The organism is Acetobacter sp. UBA5411 (assembly GCF_002409645.1).
Taxonomy (GTDB): Bacteria; Pseudomonadota; Alphaproteobacteria; order Acetobacterales; family Acetobacteraceae; genus Acetobacter.
Genome location: NZ_DHNR01000019.1, coordinates 1 through 14270 on the forward strand (window position 1 = coordinate 1; position 14270 = coordinate 14270).

General features: G+C 58.4%; 16 protein-coding genes. 5 read left to right on the plus strand and 11 right to left on the minus strand.

Annotation, left to right across the window (positions count from 1 at the left end; all coding sequences use genetic code 11):
* Both B3759_RS05180 and B3759_RS05185 read left to right on the plus strand, forming a co-directional pair.
* Window positions 1–798: alkene reductase (locus tag B3759_RS05180; RefSeq protein ID WP_349679290.1), on the plus strand; the 798-nt coding region annotated here is incomplete at its 5' end.
* Between the two features lie 16 nt (window positions 799–814).
* Window positions 815–2185 (plus strand): NAD-dependent succinate-semialdehyde dehydrogenase, encoded by a 1371-nt coding sequence (locus B3759_RS05185; protein ID WP_291364307.1) that lies wholly within the window; start codon window positions 815–817, stop codon window positions 2183–2185.
* Window positions 2186–2307: 122 nt separating this feature from the next.
* Here the strand turns inward: B3759_RS05185 and B3759_RS05190 are convergent, their stop codons facing one another.
* The 6 genes from B3759_RS05190 to B3759_RS05215 all read right to left on the minus strand — a co-directional run bounded on the left by B3759_RS05190 (window position 2308) and on the right by B3759_RS05215 (window position 6705).
* Window positions 2308–2955: a glutathione S-transferase gene (locus B3759_RS05190; RefSeq protein WP_291364309.1), complete on the minus strand. Its 648-nt coding sequence runs from the start codon at window positions 2953–2955 to the stop codon at window positions 2308–2310.
* Between the two features lie 59 nt (window positions 2956–3014).
* Window positions 3015–3905, minus strand: coding sequence for an aldo/keto reductase (locus B3759_RS05195; protein ID WP_291364311.1), 891 nt, complete (start codon window positions 3903–3905; stop codon window positions 3015–3017).
* A 48-nt stretch (window positions 3906–3953) separates the two neighbouring features.
* On the minus strand, window positions 3954–4667 hold the full coding sequence (gene bdcA / locus B3759_RS05200; protein WP_291364313.1) for an SDR family oxidoreductase: 714 nt from the start codon (window positions 4665–4667) through the stop codon (window positions 3954–3956).
* The gene (locus B3759_RS05205) at window positions 4664–5116 is read right to left on the minus strand and encodes an SRPBCC family protein (RefSeq protein ID WP_291364315.1); all 453 of its coding nucleotides are present in this window, start codon (window positions 5114–5116) and stop codon (window positions 4664–4666) included. Before B3759_RS05205 ends, bdcA begins: the two co-directional genes overlap by 4 nt.
* Before the next feature lie 31 nt (window positions 5117–5147).
* On the minus strand, window positions 5148–5909 hold the full coding sequence (locus tag B3759_RS05210) for an SDR family NAD(P)-dependent oxidoreductase (protein ID WP_291364317.1): 762 nt from the start codon (window positions 5907–5909) through the stop codon (window positions 5148–5150).
* A gap of 157 nt (window positions 5910–6066) precedes the next feature.
* Window positions 6067–6705: a TetR/AcrR family transcriptional regulator gene (locus B3759_RS05215; protein WP_291364319.1), complete on the minus strand. Its 639-nt coding sequence runs from the start codon at window positions 6703–6705 to the stop codon at window positions 6067–6069.
* Window positions 6706–6810: 105 nt separating this feature from the next.
* Between B3759_RS05215 and B3759_RS05220 the strand changes: the two genes are divergently transcribed.
* Together B3759_RS05220 and B3759_RS05225 are read left to right on the plus strand one after the other, a co-directional pair.
* On the plus strand, window positions 6811–8019 hold the full coding sequence (locus tag B3759_RS05220; protein WP_291364321.1) for an MFS transporter: 1209 nt from the start codon (window positions 6811–6813) through the stop codon (window positions 8017–8019).
* A 256-nt stretch (window positions 8020–8275) separates the two neighbouring features.
* Window positions 8276–9088, plus strand: a complete 813-nt coding sequence (locus tag B3759_RS05225) for a YoaK family protein (RefSeq protein ID WP_291364323.1) — start codon at window positions 8276–8278, stop codon at window positions 9086–9088.
* A gap of 61 nt (window positions 9089–9149) precedes the next feature.
* Here B3759_RS05225 and B3759_RS05230 read toward each other — a convergent pair whose 3' ends face one another.
* The 3 genes from B3759_RS05230 to hslV are packed head-to-tail and all read right to left on the minus strand — an operon-like array spanning window position 9150 to window position 11517.
* The gene (locus B3759_RS05230) at window positions 9150–9611 is read right to left on the minus strand and encodes a SufE family protein (protein ID WP_408736448.1); all 462 of its coding nucleotides are present in this window, start codon (window positions 9609–9611) and stop codon (window positions 9150–9152) included.
* Window positions 9611–10924 (minus strand): ATP-dependent protease ATPase subunit HslU, encoded by a 1314-nt coding sequence (gene hslU, locus B3759_RS05235; protein WP_010667100.1) that lies wholly within the window; start codon window positions 10922–10924, stop codon window positions 9611–9613. The genes B3759_RS05230 and hslU overlap by 1 nt, the downstream gene beginning before the upstream one ends.
* A 2-nt stretch (window positions 10925–10926) precedes the next feature.
* Window positions 10927–11517: an ATP-dependent protease subunit HslV gene (hslV, locus tag B3759_RS05240; RefSeq protein WP_099347752.1), complete on the minus strand. Its 591-nt coding sequence runs from the start codon at window positions 11515–11517 to the stop codon at window positions 10927–10929.
* 314 nt (window positions 11518–11831) lie between these two features.
* Here hslV and B3759_RS05245 point away from each other — a divergent pair, with 314 nt between their 5' ends.
* Window positions 11832–12650 (plus strand): mechanosensitive ion channel family protein, encoded by an 819-nt coding sequence (locus B3759_RS05245; RefSeq protein ID WP_349679291.1) that lies wholly within the window; start codon window positions 11832–11834, stop codon window positions 12648–12650.
* A 104-nt stretch (window positions 12651–12754) separates the two neighbouring features.
* Here B3759_RS05245 and B3759_RS05250 read toward each other — a convergent pair whose 3' ends face one another.
* Entirely contained in the window at window positions 12755–13252 is a 498-nt protein-coding gene (locus B3759_RS05250) for a CinA family protein (protein WP_291364330.1), read from the minus strand.
* A 17-nt stretch (window positions 13253–13269) separates the two neighbouring features.
* Complete coding sequence (gene trpS / locus B3759_RS05255; RefSeq protein WP_291364332.1) at window positions 13270–14265, minus strand: tryptophan--tRNA ligase; 996 nt, start codon at window positions 14263–14265, stop codon at window positions 13270–13272.
* Between the last annotated feature and the right edge of the window lie 5 nt (window positions 14266–14270).

The window sequence follows — 14270 nt, forward strand, 5'->3', positions numbered from 1 at the left end:
CACCGCGCATTGCAGCCCGGTCATGAGGCGCCGATCGCCCCGTCCGCCGTGGCTGCAACAGGTGTCAACGTGTTCATCCCCACAGGGCCGGGCACGGGAAAGCTGGTGCCACCCGACATGCCGCGCGCACTGTCTATTCCTGAAATCCATGAACTAGTGGAGATGTATGCACAGGCGGCGCGTAACGCGCTGTCCGCCGGGTTCGATGGCGTGGAGATCCACGCCGCCAATGGCTACCTGATCAACCAGTTCATCTCCGAACGCGCCAATTTCCGCACCGATGCCTATGGCGGCAGCCTGTCTAATCGTTTGCGCTTCCTGCGCGAGGTGGTCGAGGCCGTCTCCGCCGTGGTTACGCCCGACAGGATAGGCGTGCGGTTTTCCCCGCTGTTCGGCACGACCACGGAAGAGCGTGTCTATCTTGGCCTGCTGGAAGACAATCCGGCGGAGACCTACACGCAGGCCGTGCGCGTGCTGGCGGATGCGGACATCGCCTATGTCTCGCTCGCCGAAGCCGACTGGGACAATGCGCCCGAAATGCCGGACACCTTCCGCGCCAGCGTGCGCGACATCTTTGGCGGCCGCATCCTGTGCGCGGGCCGTTACGACCTGCACAAAGCCCAGCATGTGCTGGCGCATGGATGGGCGGACATGATCGGCTTTGGTCGGAAGTTCATCGCCAATCCGGATCTGCCCGCGCGGCTGGAACAGGGCTGGCCGCTCAACCCGCTGGACCCGGTGACGATGTATGGCGGCGGCGCGCATGGCTACACCGACTATCCTTTCCACAATCAATAAACTGGGAAACAGACCAATGAGTTTTTACCAGACCCTCAACCCGACCACGGAAACCGTGGAACGCACGTTTGAACTCCATACCGCCGCGCAGATGAAGGCGATTGTCGATCGCGCGGACCATGTGTGGAAGACCGACTGGAAAAAGCGCGGCATCGCCGAGCGTAAAGACATCATGTCAAAGGCCGCCGATCTGCTGCGCCGCGACCGTGTGGCCCATGCGCACCTGATCGCGACCGAAATGGGCAAGGCGCTGCTGGACGCGCTGGAAGAAATCGACATCACCGCCGATATCCTGTCCTTCTACGCCGATGGCGCGGAGAAATTCCTCGCTCCCACGCATCTGAAGGTCAAGGAAGGCCACGCAAAGATCATTAACCAGCCGCTTGGCGTGATCTACTGCATCGAGCCATGGAACTTCCCCTATTACCAGCTTGCCCGCGTGGCGGGGCCGAACCTGATGGCGGGCAACATGGTCATCGCGAAACACGCGCCCAACGTGCCGCAATGTGCGCTGGCCTTTGAAAAGCTGTTCCATGACGCAGGTGCACCTGCTGGCGTCTATACCAACATCTTCCTCGATAACGACCAGTCTGCTGAACTCATCAGGGATTTCCGTATCCGTGGCGTCGCCCTGACCGGCAGCGAACGCGCGGGTCAGACGGTCGCGGCCGAAGCGGGGGCAGCGCTGAAGAAGGACACGATGGAACTAGGCGGCAGCGATGCCTTCATCGTGCTGGATGACGCGGATCTTAATCTGGCGGTCAAATGGGCGACATGGGGTCGCTTCGCCAATAACGGACAGGTCTGCACGGCCGCCAAGCGGATGATCGTGCATGAGAAAGTTTATGACGCCTTCCTCGCCGGTCTGAAAAAGGCGATCACACAATTCCGCATCGGCGATCCGCTGGCCGATGGCATCACCCATGGTCCGATGAGCAGCAAAAAGGCGCTGGACACCGCGCTGACACAGACTGACGAAGCCGTTAAGGCAGGGGCAACTCTGGTGGCCGGAGGCAAGCGGATGGACCGTAAGGGTTTCTTCATGGAGCCGACGATCCTGACCAACGTGTCAAAGGACAATCCGGTCTTCTACCAGGAGATTTTCGGCCCCGTTGCCGTCGTGCACAAGGTCGCATCAGAACAGGAAGCTATCGAACTGGCCAATGACTCACCCTACGGCCTCGGTGGGTCCGTGTTCTCGAGTGATCTTGCGCGTGCCGAAAAAGTGGCGGAACAGGTCGAAACCGGCATGATGTTCATCAACACCGCGACGGCCGCAGCCCCCGAACTGCCCTTTGGCGGGATCAAGAATTCGGGTTTCGGTCGTGAACTGTCCTTCCTCGGCATTGAGGAATTTATCAACCGCAAGCTGATCCGCGTCGCCTGAGCGGGAAAACCCTGTTTTCTGTCCCGGATAAACTTCTGTCCGGGACAAAACTGCCCTGCTTACAAAGACAAATCCAGACGTAAGGGCGAATGCGGTTCGGCTGTTCGCTATTGCTTTGCGATTTAATGCTTCGGTGGAACAATCGCCAGCTGTTCCCGGACACTCGGACGCTCCTGCATCCTCGCGAACCAGGCTAAAAGTGCTGTGCACTCCTGTGGGATCGGCAATTTTACGGCGTCTGCAAATATAAAGCCGCCGATGACTGCAATATCCGCCATCGAGAAAGCCTCACCGGCTATGAAAGGCTGCTTTCTCAGCACCCCATCGAAGTAATGCATCCCGCGCAGAGCCTTATCACGCTGGCGGAGGCCCCACTCCCGGTTCTGATAGTGTTCCACATCAGGACCAAGACCGCGTGTGGCATGATGAAAATAGACGCTGATAGCGTCCAGCATCTCGATCTCGGCACGTTTTGTCATCATCTGGATCACGCCCTTCTCAAGCGGCGTCCGACCGGTCAGCGTGGGTTCTCCGACGAGCGCATCAAGATAGACCGTGATCGCCGTACATTCAGCGAGGCAAATTCCATTATCCAGTTCAAGAACAGGCAATGTTCCGGAATAATTTTTGGCGAGAAAAGCAGGCGTCTTGTGTTCGCCCTTCCACAAGTTGATCGGCACGAATTCGACTTCGGACTGGAGATTCTTTTCTGCCAGCGCAATCCGAACACGGGCTGGATAAGGTCCTGTGGGCCAGTCGTAAATTTTCATTGGAGCAGCCTCGTTCAAATTGAAGACGAAAATGTCAGGCGTTGTCCGGCAGTACTTCCCTACGGCGCTGACTGAAATGCCTTCCGTCCTTCTGCATCCAATGCAGCAAAGTCCTCATCGGACAGTGTGATGCTGGCAGCAGCGACATTCTGCTCCAGATGCGCGACCTTCGAGGTTCCGGGAATTGGCAGCATCACCGGACTACGTTTCAGAACCCATGCTAGCGCAATCTGGCTGGGATGAGCGCCATATTTTCCAGCCATAGCATCCAGGATTGAGCCCGGCTTCGCGAGGTCGCCGGAAGCGAGTGGGAACCAGGGGATGAACCCGATGTTGTGCGCCGTGCAGTAATCGAGCACGTCCTCGCTGGTGCGGTCGACGAGATTGTAGCGATTCTGGACAGTCGCAACGTCAAAGAACTTCGAGGCTGCCTTGATGTTTTCGATGGAGACTTCGCTCAGTCCCGCATGCCGGATCAGTTTCTGATCGATAAAAGACCTGACTGCATCGAACTGCTCGTCCGCCGGAACCCTCGGATCGATCCGGTGCAACTGCCACAGATCGAGTTGTTCAACACCGAGATTGCGCAGGCTCTTATGCACCTGCTGGAGCAGATATTCCGGCCGTCCGACGGGCTTCCAGATATCCGGTCCCGAACGGGTCAGACCAGCCTTCGTGGCGATCATGAGGCCCTTGGGATAGGGATGCAGCGCCTCTTTAATCAGCCATTCCGAGACATCCGGCCCGTAGGCGTCCGCCGTGTCAATGAAGTTGACGCCGAGGTCGGGAAGGCGTCTCAGCGTACGGATGACTTCGTCATGATCGACAGGCGGTCCCCATATCCCTTTGCCCGTGATGCGCATCGCTCCAAAACCGAGCCGATGAATGGTGAGATCACCGCCAATCGTGAAAGTGCCGGATTTTGTGGTGTTTCCGGATGAATGGATCATGGCCCTCGTTCCTTTTTTCCAGCGGGTGGTTTGGAGTGAATCACTTTGTCATACTGAGAAGCCGCCATCGATAGTGTATGCAGCGCCGGTGATGATGCCAGCCTCTGGTCCGGCAAGATACGCCACCAGCCCCGCGATTTCCGCGCCCGTGGCATGGCGTTTGATCGCCATGAAGTCATGCATGACGTCCTTTAACGGACCATCGGCAGGGTTCATGTCGGTATCGGTGGGACCGGGCTGGACGACATTCACGGTGATGCTGCGTGCACCGAAATCACGAGCCAGTCCCTTGGCCATACCTTTCAGTGCCGATTTGCTGGCGCTATAGGCGGCAAGTCCGGTCATCGGCATACGGTCGGCATTGGCTGAGCCGATGAAGATGATACGGCCCCCGTCGGGCATGCTCCGCGCGGCGGCTACCGCCGCGTGATAGGGCGCGTGGATATTGATGCGGAAAAGCCGATCAATGTCGTCCGGTGGCATGTGCAGCGGATCACCCGCACCAAGAATTCCGGAATTGACGACCAGCACGTCGAGTGGGCCGAGTGAACCAATCAGTGCGATGAGAGCGTCCCGGTCGCCACTGTCGGCGTGCATGGCCTTGCTGCCGGTCTCGGCGGCCAAAGCTTGGGCGTCGTCAGGTGAGGACAGATATGTGAAAATGACTTTCGCGCCATCTGCTGCGAAACGACGCACAATGGCGGCCCCAATCCCGCGACTGCCGCCAAGCACGAGAACGGATTTGCTATCCAAGCTACTCATGATGGTGTGCTCTCCGATGCCAATATTTCAGCCAATCTGTCGAAGGCGGGTTGATAGATCTGTGTCGGCATTCGAGCCTCCATACTGGCGGCATGATTGGCAGACGCCTCGAATTGTCCGCGCCATTGAATAAACGTGCCGTTGCTCGCGGTGATGGGAAGAAGACTGATCGTGGAACGATAGTTCCGGATCGGCAGAGCTGATTCAATGATCGAGAACGTCACCGCATGGTCCACGTCGGACAGCGCCAGAAGCTGTTCACGGATGACACCGACATCGCCCATTTCAACACGACGGATCGCGCCGACACGATCACCGGAATCATCGCCTTCAATCACGCAGCTTTTCACGCCCGGCAACCAGCGACCAAGAGCGCCGAAATCACGGATCAGCTTCCAGACGGAAGAAATGGGGGCATTGATGACGCTGCTGGCCATAACGTGGATCATGGAAGCTCTCCCGGTTGTGACTGTCTGGCTGTCATAGCGATTGACCGCCCGTGACTTCGATGCGCTGGCCGTTCACCCAGTGCATGTCATCAGACAGAAGGCCACGGACTGCCGCCCCGATGTCGTCGGGTTGTCCGACCCGCCCCAACGGCGTGATTTCTGCGAGGCTCCTGTTGATCGTGGCATCGTCACGGACCAGACCGCCGCCAAAATCAGAGGCGACTGCGCCGGGAGCGACAGCATTGACCGTAATGCCCCGCTCGCCCAGTTCCTTAGCCATATAGAGCGAGATGACCTCGGTCGCCGCTTTCATGGCCGCGTAGGGACCGTGATCCGGCAGATAAAAACGTGTTGCGGCAGAAGTGATGTTGAGAATACGGCCGCCATCGCAGATCAGCGGAAGGAGCGCCACCGTCAGCAGATAGGGGCCCTTGAAGTGGATATTGTACTGATTGTCGAGCTGTTCGGACGTCGCGGCATCAAAGCGCGTGTGAATGATATTGCCGGCGTTCTGGACAACGTAATTCAAGCCCTTCTGGCCGAACTCGTTTGCGAGAAGTGCGTTGATCTGTTCTGCAAAATTCGTGAATGACGCATGATCCGCAATGTCCAGTTGCAGCATGCGTAGCTTCGCGTTCTCGTTGCTGAGAGCGATTTCGGCGGCTTTCGCTTCGCCTTCATTGGCGTGATAGGTGCCGATCACGCTTATGCCGGAGGCCGTCAGATGTTTCGCGATGCTGTAGCCAATGCCGCGATTGGCGCCCGTGACGAGGGCGATTTTTGATGTGCTCATGATCGGATTCCTTCCGGCCTGATGGCGTTGTTTTCCGAAAATATAATTCCATATCGATCAATCCATAATAAGGACATGGGGCGAGATCAATAATTTATAGATCAATCAATACGGAATTATCGTAATGAGGTGGCCTAGCCTTGCTTCCGTCAGCCTGTCAGCGTTTTGGGGACCGCTTTTCTTTTCTCGGCTTCACCGCGTTGATATCCCACAATGTCAGGAGAGACGTGATGGCTGCATCCAGATTTTTTGCCTTTATCCCGTCTCTAGCCTCACATGTCATGCCGTGGAAAAAAGTCGTGAGAATATCAGGCAGAACATCGGTCGCCGGAGATGCTTTTAATTCACCTTTGGCGATGGCGCGCTCCACGCAGGCTCTGATGCCTGCCCGCGTGCGCTGTCGTTCCGCCGCAAGGAGAGCCTGTATGGGTTCGTTGTCGGGTGAGCAGTTGCTGGCGCCGGACACGACCAGACATCCGGCCGGGTGCGTGCGGGCAGACTGCATGCGCGCCGAGGCGCGCAACGTTTTTTCGATAGCTTCGCGCGGTGACAGGCTCTCGTCCCATAAGGGGGCCATGACCTGTCCATAGGTCGCCAGATAATGCTGCACGACTTCGCGGAACAGGGCTTCCTTCGAACCGAATGCGGCATAGAAACTCGCAGGCGAGATGTCACCCATGCTGGCCTTGAGCTGGGTCAGGGAGGTCGGTTCATAACCCTGCGCCCAGAAGAGCGCCGTGGCGGCGTCAATCGCCTTGTCGCGGTCAAACTCACGGGGACGCCCGGTTCGCGCCATGACCTCGTTCCTTCTGAAAGACTTCCATATTAAGTGATCCAGAAGTGATTGCCAAGGCTGCTGCTCCCTTATATGTGTATCGATCGATCCATATATGAGCAAGCTATGCCCTCGACCATCACAGTGTCCAAGAACAAAAACGATGAGCGTCTCCCGGTCGCCGGCCTGCTTGCGTTGGCCATGACCGGTTTCATCTGCATTATGACTGAAACCCTGCCTGCTGGTCTGTTGCCTGAGATCGGTGCGGGTCTGCATATTTCTCCGGCTCTCGCCGGTCAGATGGTGACGGCCTATGCCATAGGGTCACTGAGTGCTGCGATCCCGCTGACGCTCGCCACGCAGCGATGGCGACGCAGAAAGGTGCTGCTGCTGGCGATCGTCGGTTTTGCAGTGTTCAATTCCATCACCGCGTTTTCCACGCATTACGGCGTGACCCTCGTGGCCCGGTATGGAGCGGGTGCGGCGGCGGGTCTCGCCTGGGCGTTGCTGGCCGGCTACGCGCGCCGGATGGTGACGCGTGCTCAGCAAGGGCGTGCACTGGCGATTGCCATGGTCGGCACGCCGATCGCGCTCTCGCTGGGGGTTCCCGCCGGGACATGGCTGGGTGCCGCTGTCGGCTGGAGACTGGCTTTCTGGATCATGTCGGGTCTGACCGTGCTGCTGATCGCGTGGGTTCTGGCGAAGGTTCCTGATTTTCCGGGTGCCGCGCATCACGAGCGTCTGCCGTTCCGGCACGTTCTGTACATGCCGGGCGTGCGGTCTGTTATGGGCGTCGTGATGGCGTGGATGCTCGCGCACAATGTTCTCTACACCTACATCGTGCCGTTCGTGACGCCAGCCGGGCTGGCGAGACAGGCGGATCGCATTCTGCTGCTCTTCGGGGTTGCCGCGCTTGCCGGTATCTGGCTGACCAGCCGCACGGTCGATCACGCCCTGCGCCTGTCCGTCCTGCTCAGTCTGGCCACATTTGCAGTCGTAGCTGCGGCTTTTGCCATTGGATCAACTTCACCTGCGGTGATCATAATCGGTGTCGCGATATGGGGGCTGACATTCGGAGGCGCTGCGACGTTGCTCCAGACGGCCCTCGCCGATGCGGCTGGCGATGGTGTGGACGTTGCGTTGTCGATGAATGTCGTCGCATGGAATAGCGCTATTGCTGGTGGGGGACTTTTGGGCGGCGCGCTGCTCGACACATTGGGCGTGGTGTCGTTTCCTTGGGCTGTTATGGGGCTTGCTGCTACTGGCTTCCTGATCGCATGGCGAGCCCGGTCTCACGGATTTCGACCGGGTCACCGGCTCGGGCACGAGAGTTAAGAGTTCTATCAGGCACTGCATATCCGGCATGAGGCGGAGGATGACAAACAGAACTATGCTGGATTTCATGTGTAGAATTCGAAATCCCAAAAACGCCATCGTAAGAAATTGAAAGTCGAAATTTTGTCGCAGGAGCTGATGGCTGTTACGGTGATATCCGGAAACGGAGCGTGCTCAGGGCGCAGATAGATACGGTGTTTTCGACGGTGTTTTCGACGGTGTTTTCGGTTGTAGCTGGTGAAAGCAGGAGGGGCTGGTGCTTGTTCGTGAAGGGACGGAGCGCAACGCCGTCATCGACAGGCATCTGGGCTGCTCGCTAGCCGCTATTGCTGGTGCTGTGAATGCCGCCGGATTTCTCGCCGTCGGCTATTATTCAGCCAACATGACTGGAAATATCTCAGCACTGGCGAGCGGTCTGCATGAAGATCGCATGGGGACGGTTCTGTCCTGTTGTGGTTTGATTCTGTCCTTCGTCACGGGGGCCGTGCTTTCGACCTTGCTTGTCAATGCCGGGAGACGGCGTTGCCTGCCGTCGATCTATGCCCGCAGTATTCTTCTGGAAGCCTGTCTGCTTGGACTTCTGGGAACTGTCGATCTGCTGGTCTCGGACCCGGTGCGTGGCCCAATGCTTGCCTATGGGCTGAGCTTTCTTATGGGACTTCAGAACGCTACCGTCACACGTATTTCCGGAGCACGCGTCCGCACGACCCATATGACAGGGATGCTCACGGATGTCGGGCTGGAACTGGCGGACTGGCTGGATGCATTCTTTCATCCGGTCGATCCGGTTCAGCGAGCTGCTACACGTGAACGGCTGGGTCTCCACGCTGCGATCGTTCTTTCTTTCACGCTGGGCGGAATTGCCGGAGCCTTCCTGTATGGCTGGTGGTCCGGCTTGTTTCTGCTTCTACTGGCTGGACTTCTGACCTGTCTGGCTCTGCCGGGGGCCCTGTCCCGTGAACAGGTCGTAGATCCTGCAACGGCACCAATGCCGCTTGCGTCCGGTACTGAGGCGCAGTCTCCGTTCCATAATCGTAGATCCGAACATGCTTCGGAAGATTGCAATTGAACGGAGACTCAAGAGCGCGTTCAGAAGGTGGCTGCGCTCCAACAGCAAGACAGGAAAACAGTCAATCCTCGGATGAGCGATCGTTTTCCTGCGCCGCTGCCGAGCGAATGGCCCGCGCCATCGCTTCCACGCCATTTCCCCGGTTGGTGGAAAGAGCCTGCACCAGCCCCAGATCACTCAGGAAGGACGGCTCTGTTTCCAGAATTTCCTCAGGCGTCCGACCGGAATAGACACGCAGCAGCAGGGCTACGAGCCCCATCACGATGGCGGCGTCCGATGCGCCGGCAAAATACATCGTCCCGTCATCCATCTGGGCTTCAAGCCAGACCTGACTCTGACAGCCGGGAACCCGATGCGCGTCATCTGTCCATTCCTTGGGGAAGGGAGGCAGCTTGCGCCCAAGCTCAATGATGTACTGGTAGCGATCCATCCAGTCATCAAAGAGCGCCAGTTCATCGCCAATCGCTTCGATGGCGTCCGCTGCGGTATCGTCCTCCGGACGGACAAAAGCCTCGCCCAGCATCAGAGGATGAACCGGCTGAGGTCGCCCTGCTGGGCAAGGGGAGCCACACGCTCACGAACGAGGTCCGCATCAATCGTGATGGTTTCGCCCTGATGTTCGGAGGCCGTGAAGGACACATCCTCCAGCAGTTTCTCCATGACCGTAGCAAGACGACGGGCACCGATATTCTCGACACGCTCATTCACGTCTGCGGCCAGTTCGGCCAGAGCATCGACCGCGCCATCTGTGAAGGTGAGGGTCACGCCTTCCGTGCCGATCAGGGAAACATACTGCTTGCACAGCGAGTGTTCCGGTTCGGTCAGGATACGACGGAGGTCGTCACGGTTCAGCGGCTGGAGCTCCACACGAATGGGGAGACGCCCCTGAAGTTCCGGCAGCAGGTCGGACGGCTTGGCCAGATGGAACGCGCCGGACGCAATGAAGAGAATATGGTCCGTTTTCACAAAGCCATATTTTGTCGAGACGGTCGTGCCTTCGATCAGTGGCAGCAGATCGCGCTGCACGCCTTCACGCGACACATCCGCACCCCGGAAGCCTTCGGAAGAGCGTGCGCAGACCTTGTCGATCTCGTCGAGGAAGACGATGCCGTTATCCTGCACATGCTGCACCGCGTCGCGGTTGAGCGCGTCATTATCCAGCAGCTTGTCGGCTTCCTCACGCACGATCTGTTCGCGGGCAGCGGCGACGGTGAGGCGACGGGTTTGTGGCGCACGACCCATGATGTTCTTCATCATGTCGCCGAAATTCATCGGACCGCCGGGCATCATGCCGGGGACATCGCCGCCGCTCTGGGTTGTCGGATCGGGGGTGATGGCGATCTCGATTTCCTTGTCGTCCAGCGTGCCGCTGCGCAGGAGTTTGCGGAAATGCGAGCGTGTGTCTGCAGAGGAGGCTTCGCCAGCAAGAATGGTGACCAGACGCTCTTCAGCGGCTTCCTCGGCGCGCGGGCGTACATCCTTGCGGCGCTGTTCACGCAGCATGACGATGGCGTTTTCCACGAGGTCGCGGATGATGCTTTCCACGTCGCGGCCGACATAGCCGACCTCTGTGAACTTGGTCGCCTCGATCTTGATAAACGGAGCCTGCGCCAGCTTGGCCAGACGACGGGCGATCTCGGTCTTGCCGCAGCCGGTCGGGCCGATCATCAGAATGTTCTTGGGGACAACTTCCTCGCGCAGCCCTTCGGGAAGCTGCGCCCGACGCCAGCGGTTCCGCAGGGCGATGGCGACAGCACGCTTCGCATCATTCTGGCCGATGATGTAGCGGTCGAGTTCAGTGACGGTCTCGGCGGGGGAGAAATGATTGATGGTCATGGTTACGCCGCCTTCTCATCATCTGAGTGCAGGGTTTCAATCGTAACGGAATGATTGGTGTAGACGCAGATGTCACCGGCAATCTTCATGGCCCGTTGCGCGACCTCGCTGGCCGTCAGTCCTTCTATCGGCAGCAGCGCACGCGCCGCGGACAGGGCGTAATTGCCGCCTGATCCGATGGCGATGATGCCGTCTTCGGGCGAAAGCACGTCACCATTGCCAGTCACCGTATAAGAACCCTGCCGGTCCGCAACAATCAGCATGGCTTCCAGACGACGTAGATAGCGGTCTGTCCGCCAGTCTTTCGCCAGTTCCACACAGGCTCGCTCAAGCTGGTTGGGGAAACGGTCCAGTTTGGCTTCCAGTCGCTCCAGAAGCGTGAACGCATCGGCGGTCGCTCCGGCGAAACCGGCGAGCACCTGCTGGTTAGAGCCGATGCGTCGAACCTTGCGGGCATTGCCCTTGACCACCGTGGAGCCGAGGGAAACCTGACCGTCTCCGGCCATGGCGACCTCTCCATCCCGGCGTACGCAGATGATGGTGGTGCCATGCCAGCCGACAGGATCGTGGGGAGAAGACTGATGTGTGTTCATGGCTCACAGAGATAGTCCTTCCGGAAGCAATCTCAAGAGGGAAAGGGCGCGGAAGGAGGAGGAGAGTGGTGAGTGGCAGGGGATAGAATGGCGTGTCCAGTTGGAAACCGGAGCGTTTGTGAAGGCGTCTGTATGGTTTGAATGGTGTAAGATTGCGCCATTGGGGACAGGTTTTTAGGTAGGGTTTCCATCGACTGTCATGTGGGGAAGGTGAGCTGATGGCATCCCAGCAGTGCCCTGTGTGCAGGGGCCTGTCATGATCCACTCACATTTAGACGGTAAGCACCGAACAAAGCTCTATCAAACGATTGAGGATACTGATGGAAAAGCAGTTCACTTCACTCTGGACGCAGATCAACAACTTGATGCCGGTCATACTGGGCTATGTCGGGCAGTTTGTTCTTGCTCTTGTCGTGCTTCTGGCCGGCTGGGCCGTCATCAACATGGTGACTCGCGCCATGGGACGGATGATGGCCGCCAGTCATGTCGAGCCGACGCTCCGGGGCTTTCTTCTCAGTGTGGTCGGGCTTCTGCTGAAAGCGCTTCTGCTCATCAGCGTGGCGTCGATGGTCGGTATTGCCACGACCTCGTTTGTCGCCGTGCTCGGTGCGGCTGGACTGGCTGTCGGCATGGCGCTTCAGGGCAGTCTCGCCAATTTCGCAGGTGGCGTTCTGATCCTGCTGTTCCGTCCCTTTGAGGTCGGAGATTCCATCACGGCTGGTGGCAGCTCGGGCACTGTGGTTTCGATCGAAATGTTCCGCACCGTCATGCGGGATGCGAACAACGAATTCATCTACGTGCCTAACGGCGCGCTTTCGAACAATGTTGTGATCAACAGTTCGCAGGCCGAGAGTGTCGTGGCGACGGTTGGTCTGCTGATCGATTACCGCGATGACCTCGACAAGGCGCGTGCTCTTCTGCTCAGCCTGTTGCAGGGTGACGAGCAGGTTCTGGCCACACCGGCGCCCTCCGTGTCTTTCCTGCCGCAATCGGCGAATATCGCCGTTTCCCTGAGTTTCCACTGCACTCCCGGCAACGCATCGGCTCTGACGGCGAAATATGCTGAGGCAGCGATCAAGATACTCAACAAGGAAGGGTATCATCTGGGGATCAGCGCACGCGCCAGTGCGTGAGATCCTGATCAGTTTTCAGTAAAAAACAGGCCGTCCGAAACTCTTCGGGCGGCCTGTTTGTTTGGTAGGGAAGTCGTCGTTACGCGATACGCCAGACAGAAAATTCAGAGACTGTCCTGTATCATTTGCAAGGCGTGCAGAACGGCCTGAGCCCGGACTTCCGTTCTGTTTCCACCAAAGACCTGCTTCTGCGTAAGCGGCGGCTGGCCCGTGCGTTGCAGGCCGAACCAGACAAGTCCGACCGGTTTCGCCTCACTGCCGCCATCCGGCCCGGCGACGCCTGTCAGAGAGACGGCAATGTCTGCTCCCGGTGCGTGGGCAAGAGCACCTTCCGCCATTGACTGCGCTACCTGCTCACTGACAGCGCCCCACTGAGCGAGCATGTTTTCCGGCACGCCGAGCGCCGCCTGCTTCATCGCATTCGAGTAAGTTACAAACCCACCGGCTACCGCCGCGGATGAACCAGCGTGAGCCGTAAGCGCTCCCGCCACCAGACCGCCCGTACAGCTTTCGGCCGTGACGACCATCAACCCTGCCGCTTTCAGTTGCTCAAGAACCGTGGCGGATTTTTCAAGCACTTCAGCAGGCAGGATGGCTGTCATGGCTGTTGCTCCGGATGTTATTTCAGCAGACCGACAATCCGCTCCACCTCATCCACAATCGGATTGGCGATGGCCGCAGCCCGTGCCGCTCCGGTGCGCAGCACATGATCGAGATGGTCGGTATCTTCGAGCAGACGGGTGGTTTCTTTTGCAATCGGTTCAATGCGGGCGATCATGACATCGGCCAGCGCTTTCTTGAAAGGACCGAAGCCCTCACCGCCATGCTGGGAAAGCACCTGCTCCGGCGTCAGATTGCTCAAGGCTGCATACAGACCGACAAGGTTACGTGCCTCTGGGCGATCAGCCAGTCCTTCCAGAGAGGAAGGCAGAGGCTCCGGATCGGTTTTGGCACGGCGGATCTTGAGGGCGATCGTATCCGCGTCGTCTGTCAGATCGATACGACTCTGCGCCGATGGATCTGACTTGGACATCTTTTTGGAGCCATCCCGCAGGCTCATCACGCGTGCGGCCTGCGGCGGAATGAGAGCTTCGATCTCCTGAAAGAAATCGATTTCGTAGTCGTGATTGAACTTCTTGACGATGTCGTTGGCCAGTTCGAGGTGCTGGCGCTGGTCATCGCCCACGGGAACCTTCACAGCCTTGTAGGCCAGAATGTCGGCGGCCATCAGGTTTGGATAGACATACAGACCAGCAGAATGGTTTTCCCGGTCCTTGCCTGCCTTGTCCTTAAACTGGGTCATCCGGTTGAGCCAGCCGAGACGAGCCACACAGTTGAAGATCCACCCCAGCCGCGTATGGGCGCTGACAGCGGACTGGTTGAACAGGATGTGTTTTTCGGCGTCGATCCCGGAGGCGAGCAGCACTGCGGTCTGCTGACGGGTCTGCACGATCAGGTCAGCAGGGTTTTGCCAGACTGTCAGCGCATGGAGATCAACCAGACAGAAGATGCATTCATGGTCTGCCTGCAACGCAACCCAGTTCTGGATCGCGCCGAGATAGTTGCCGAGGTGAGGAATACCGGTCGGCTGGATGCCGGAAAATACACGTGTCATTCTTG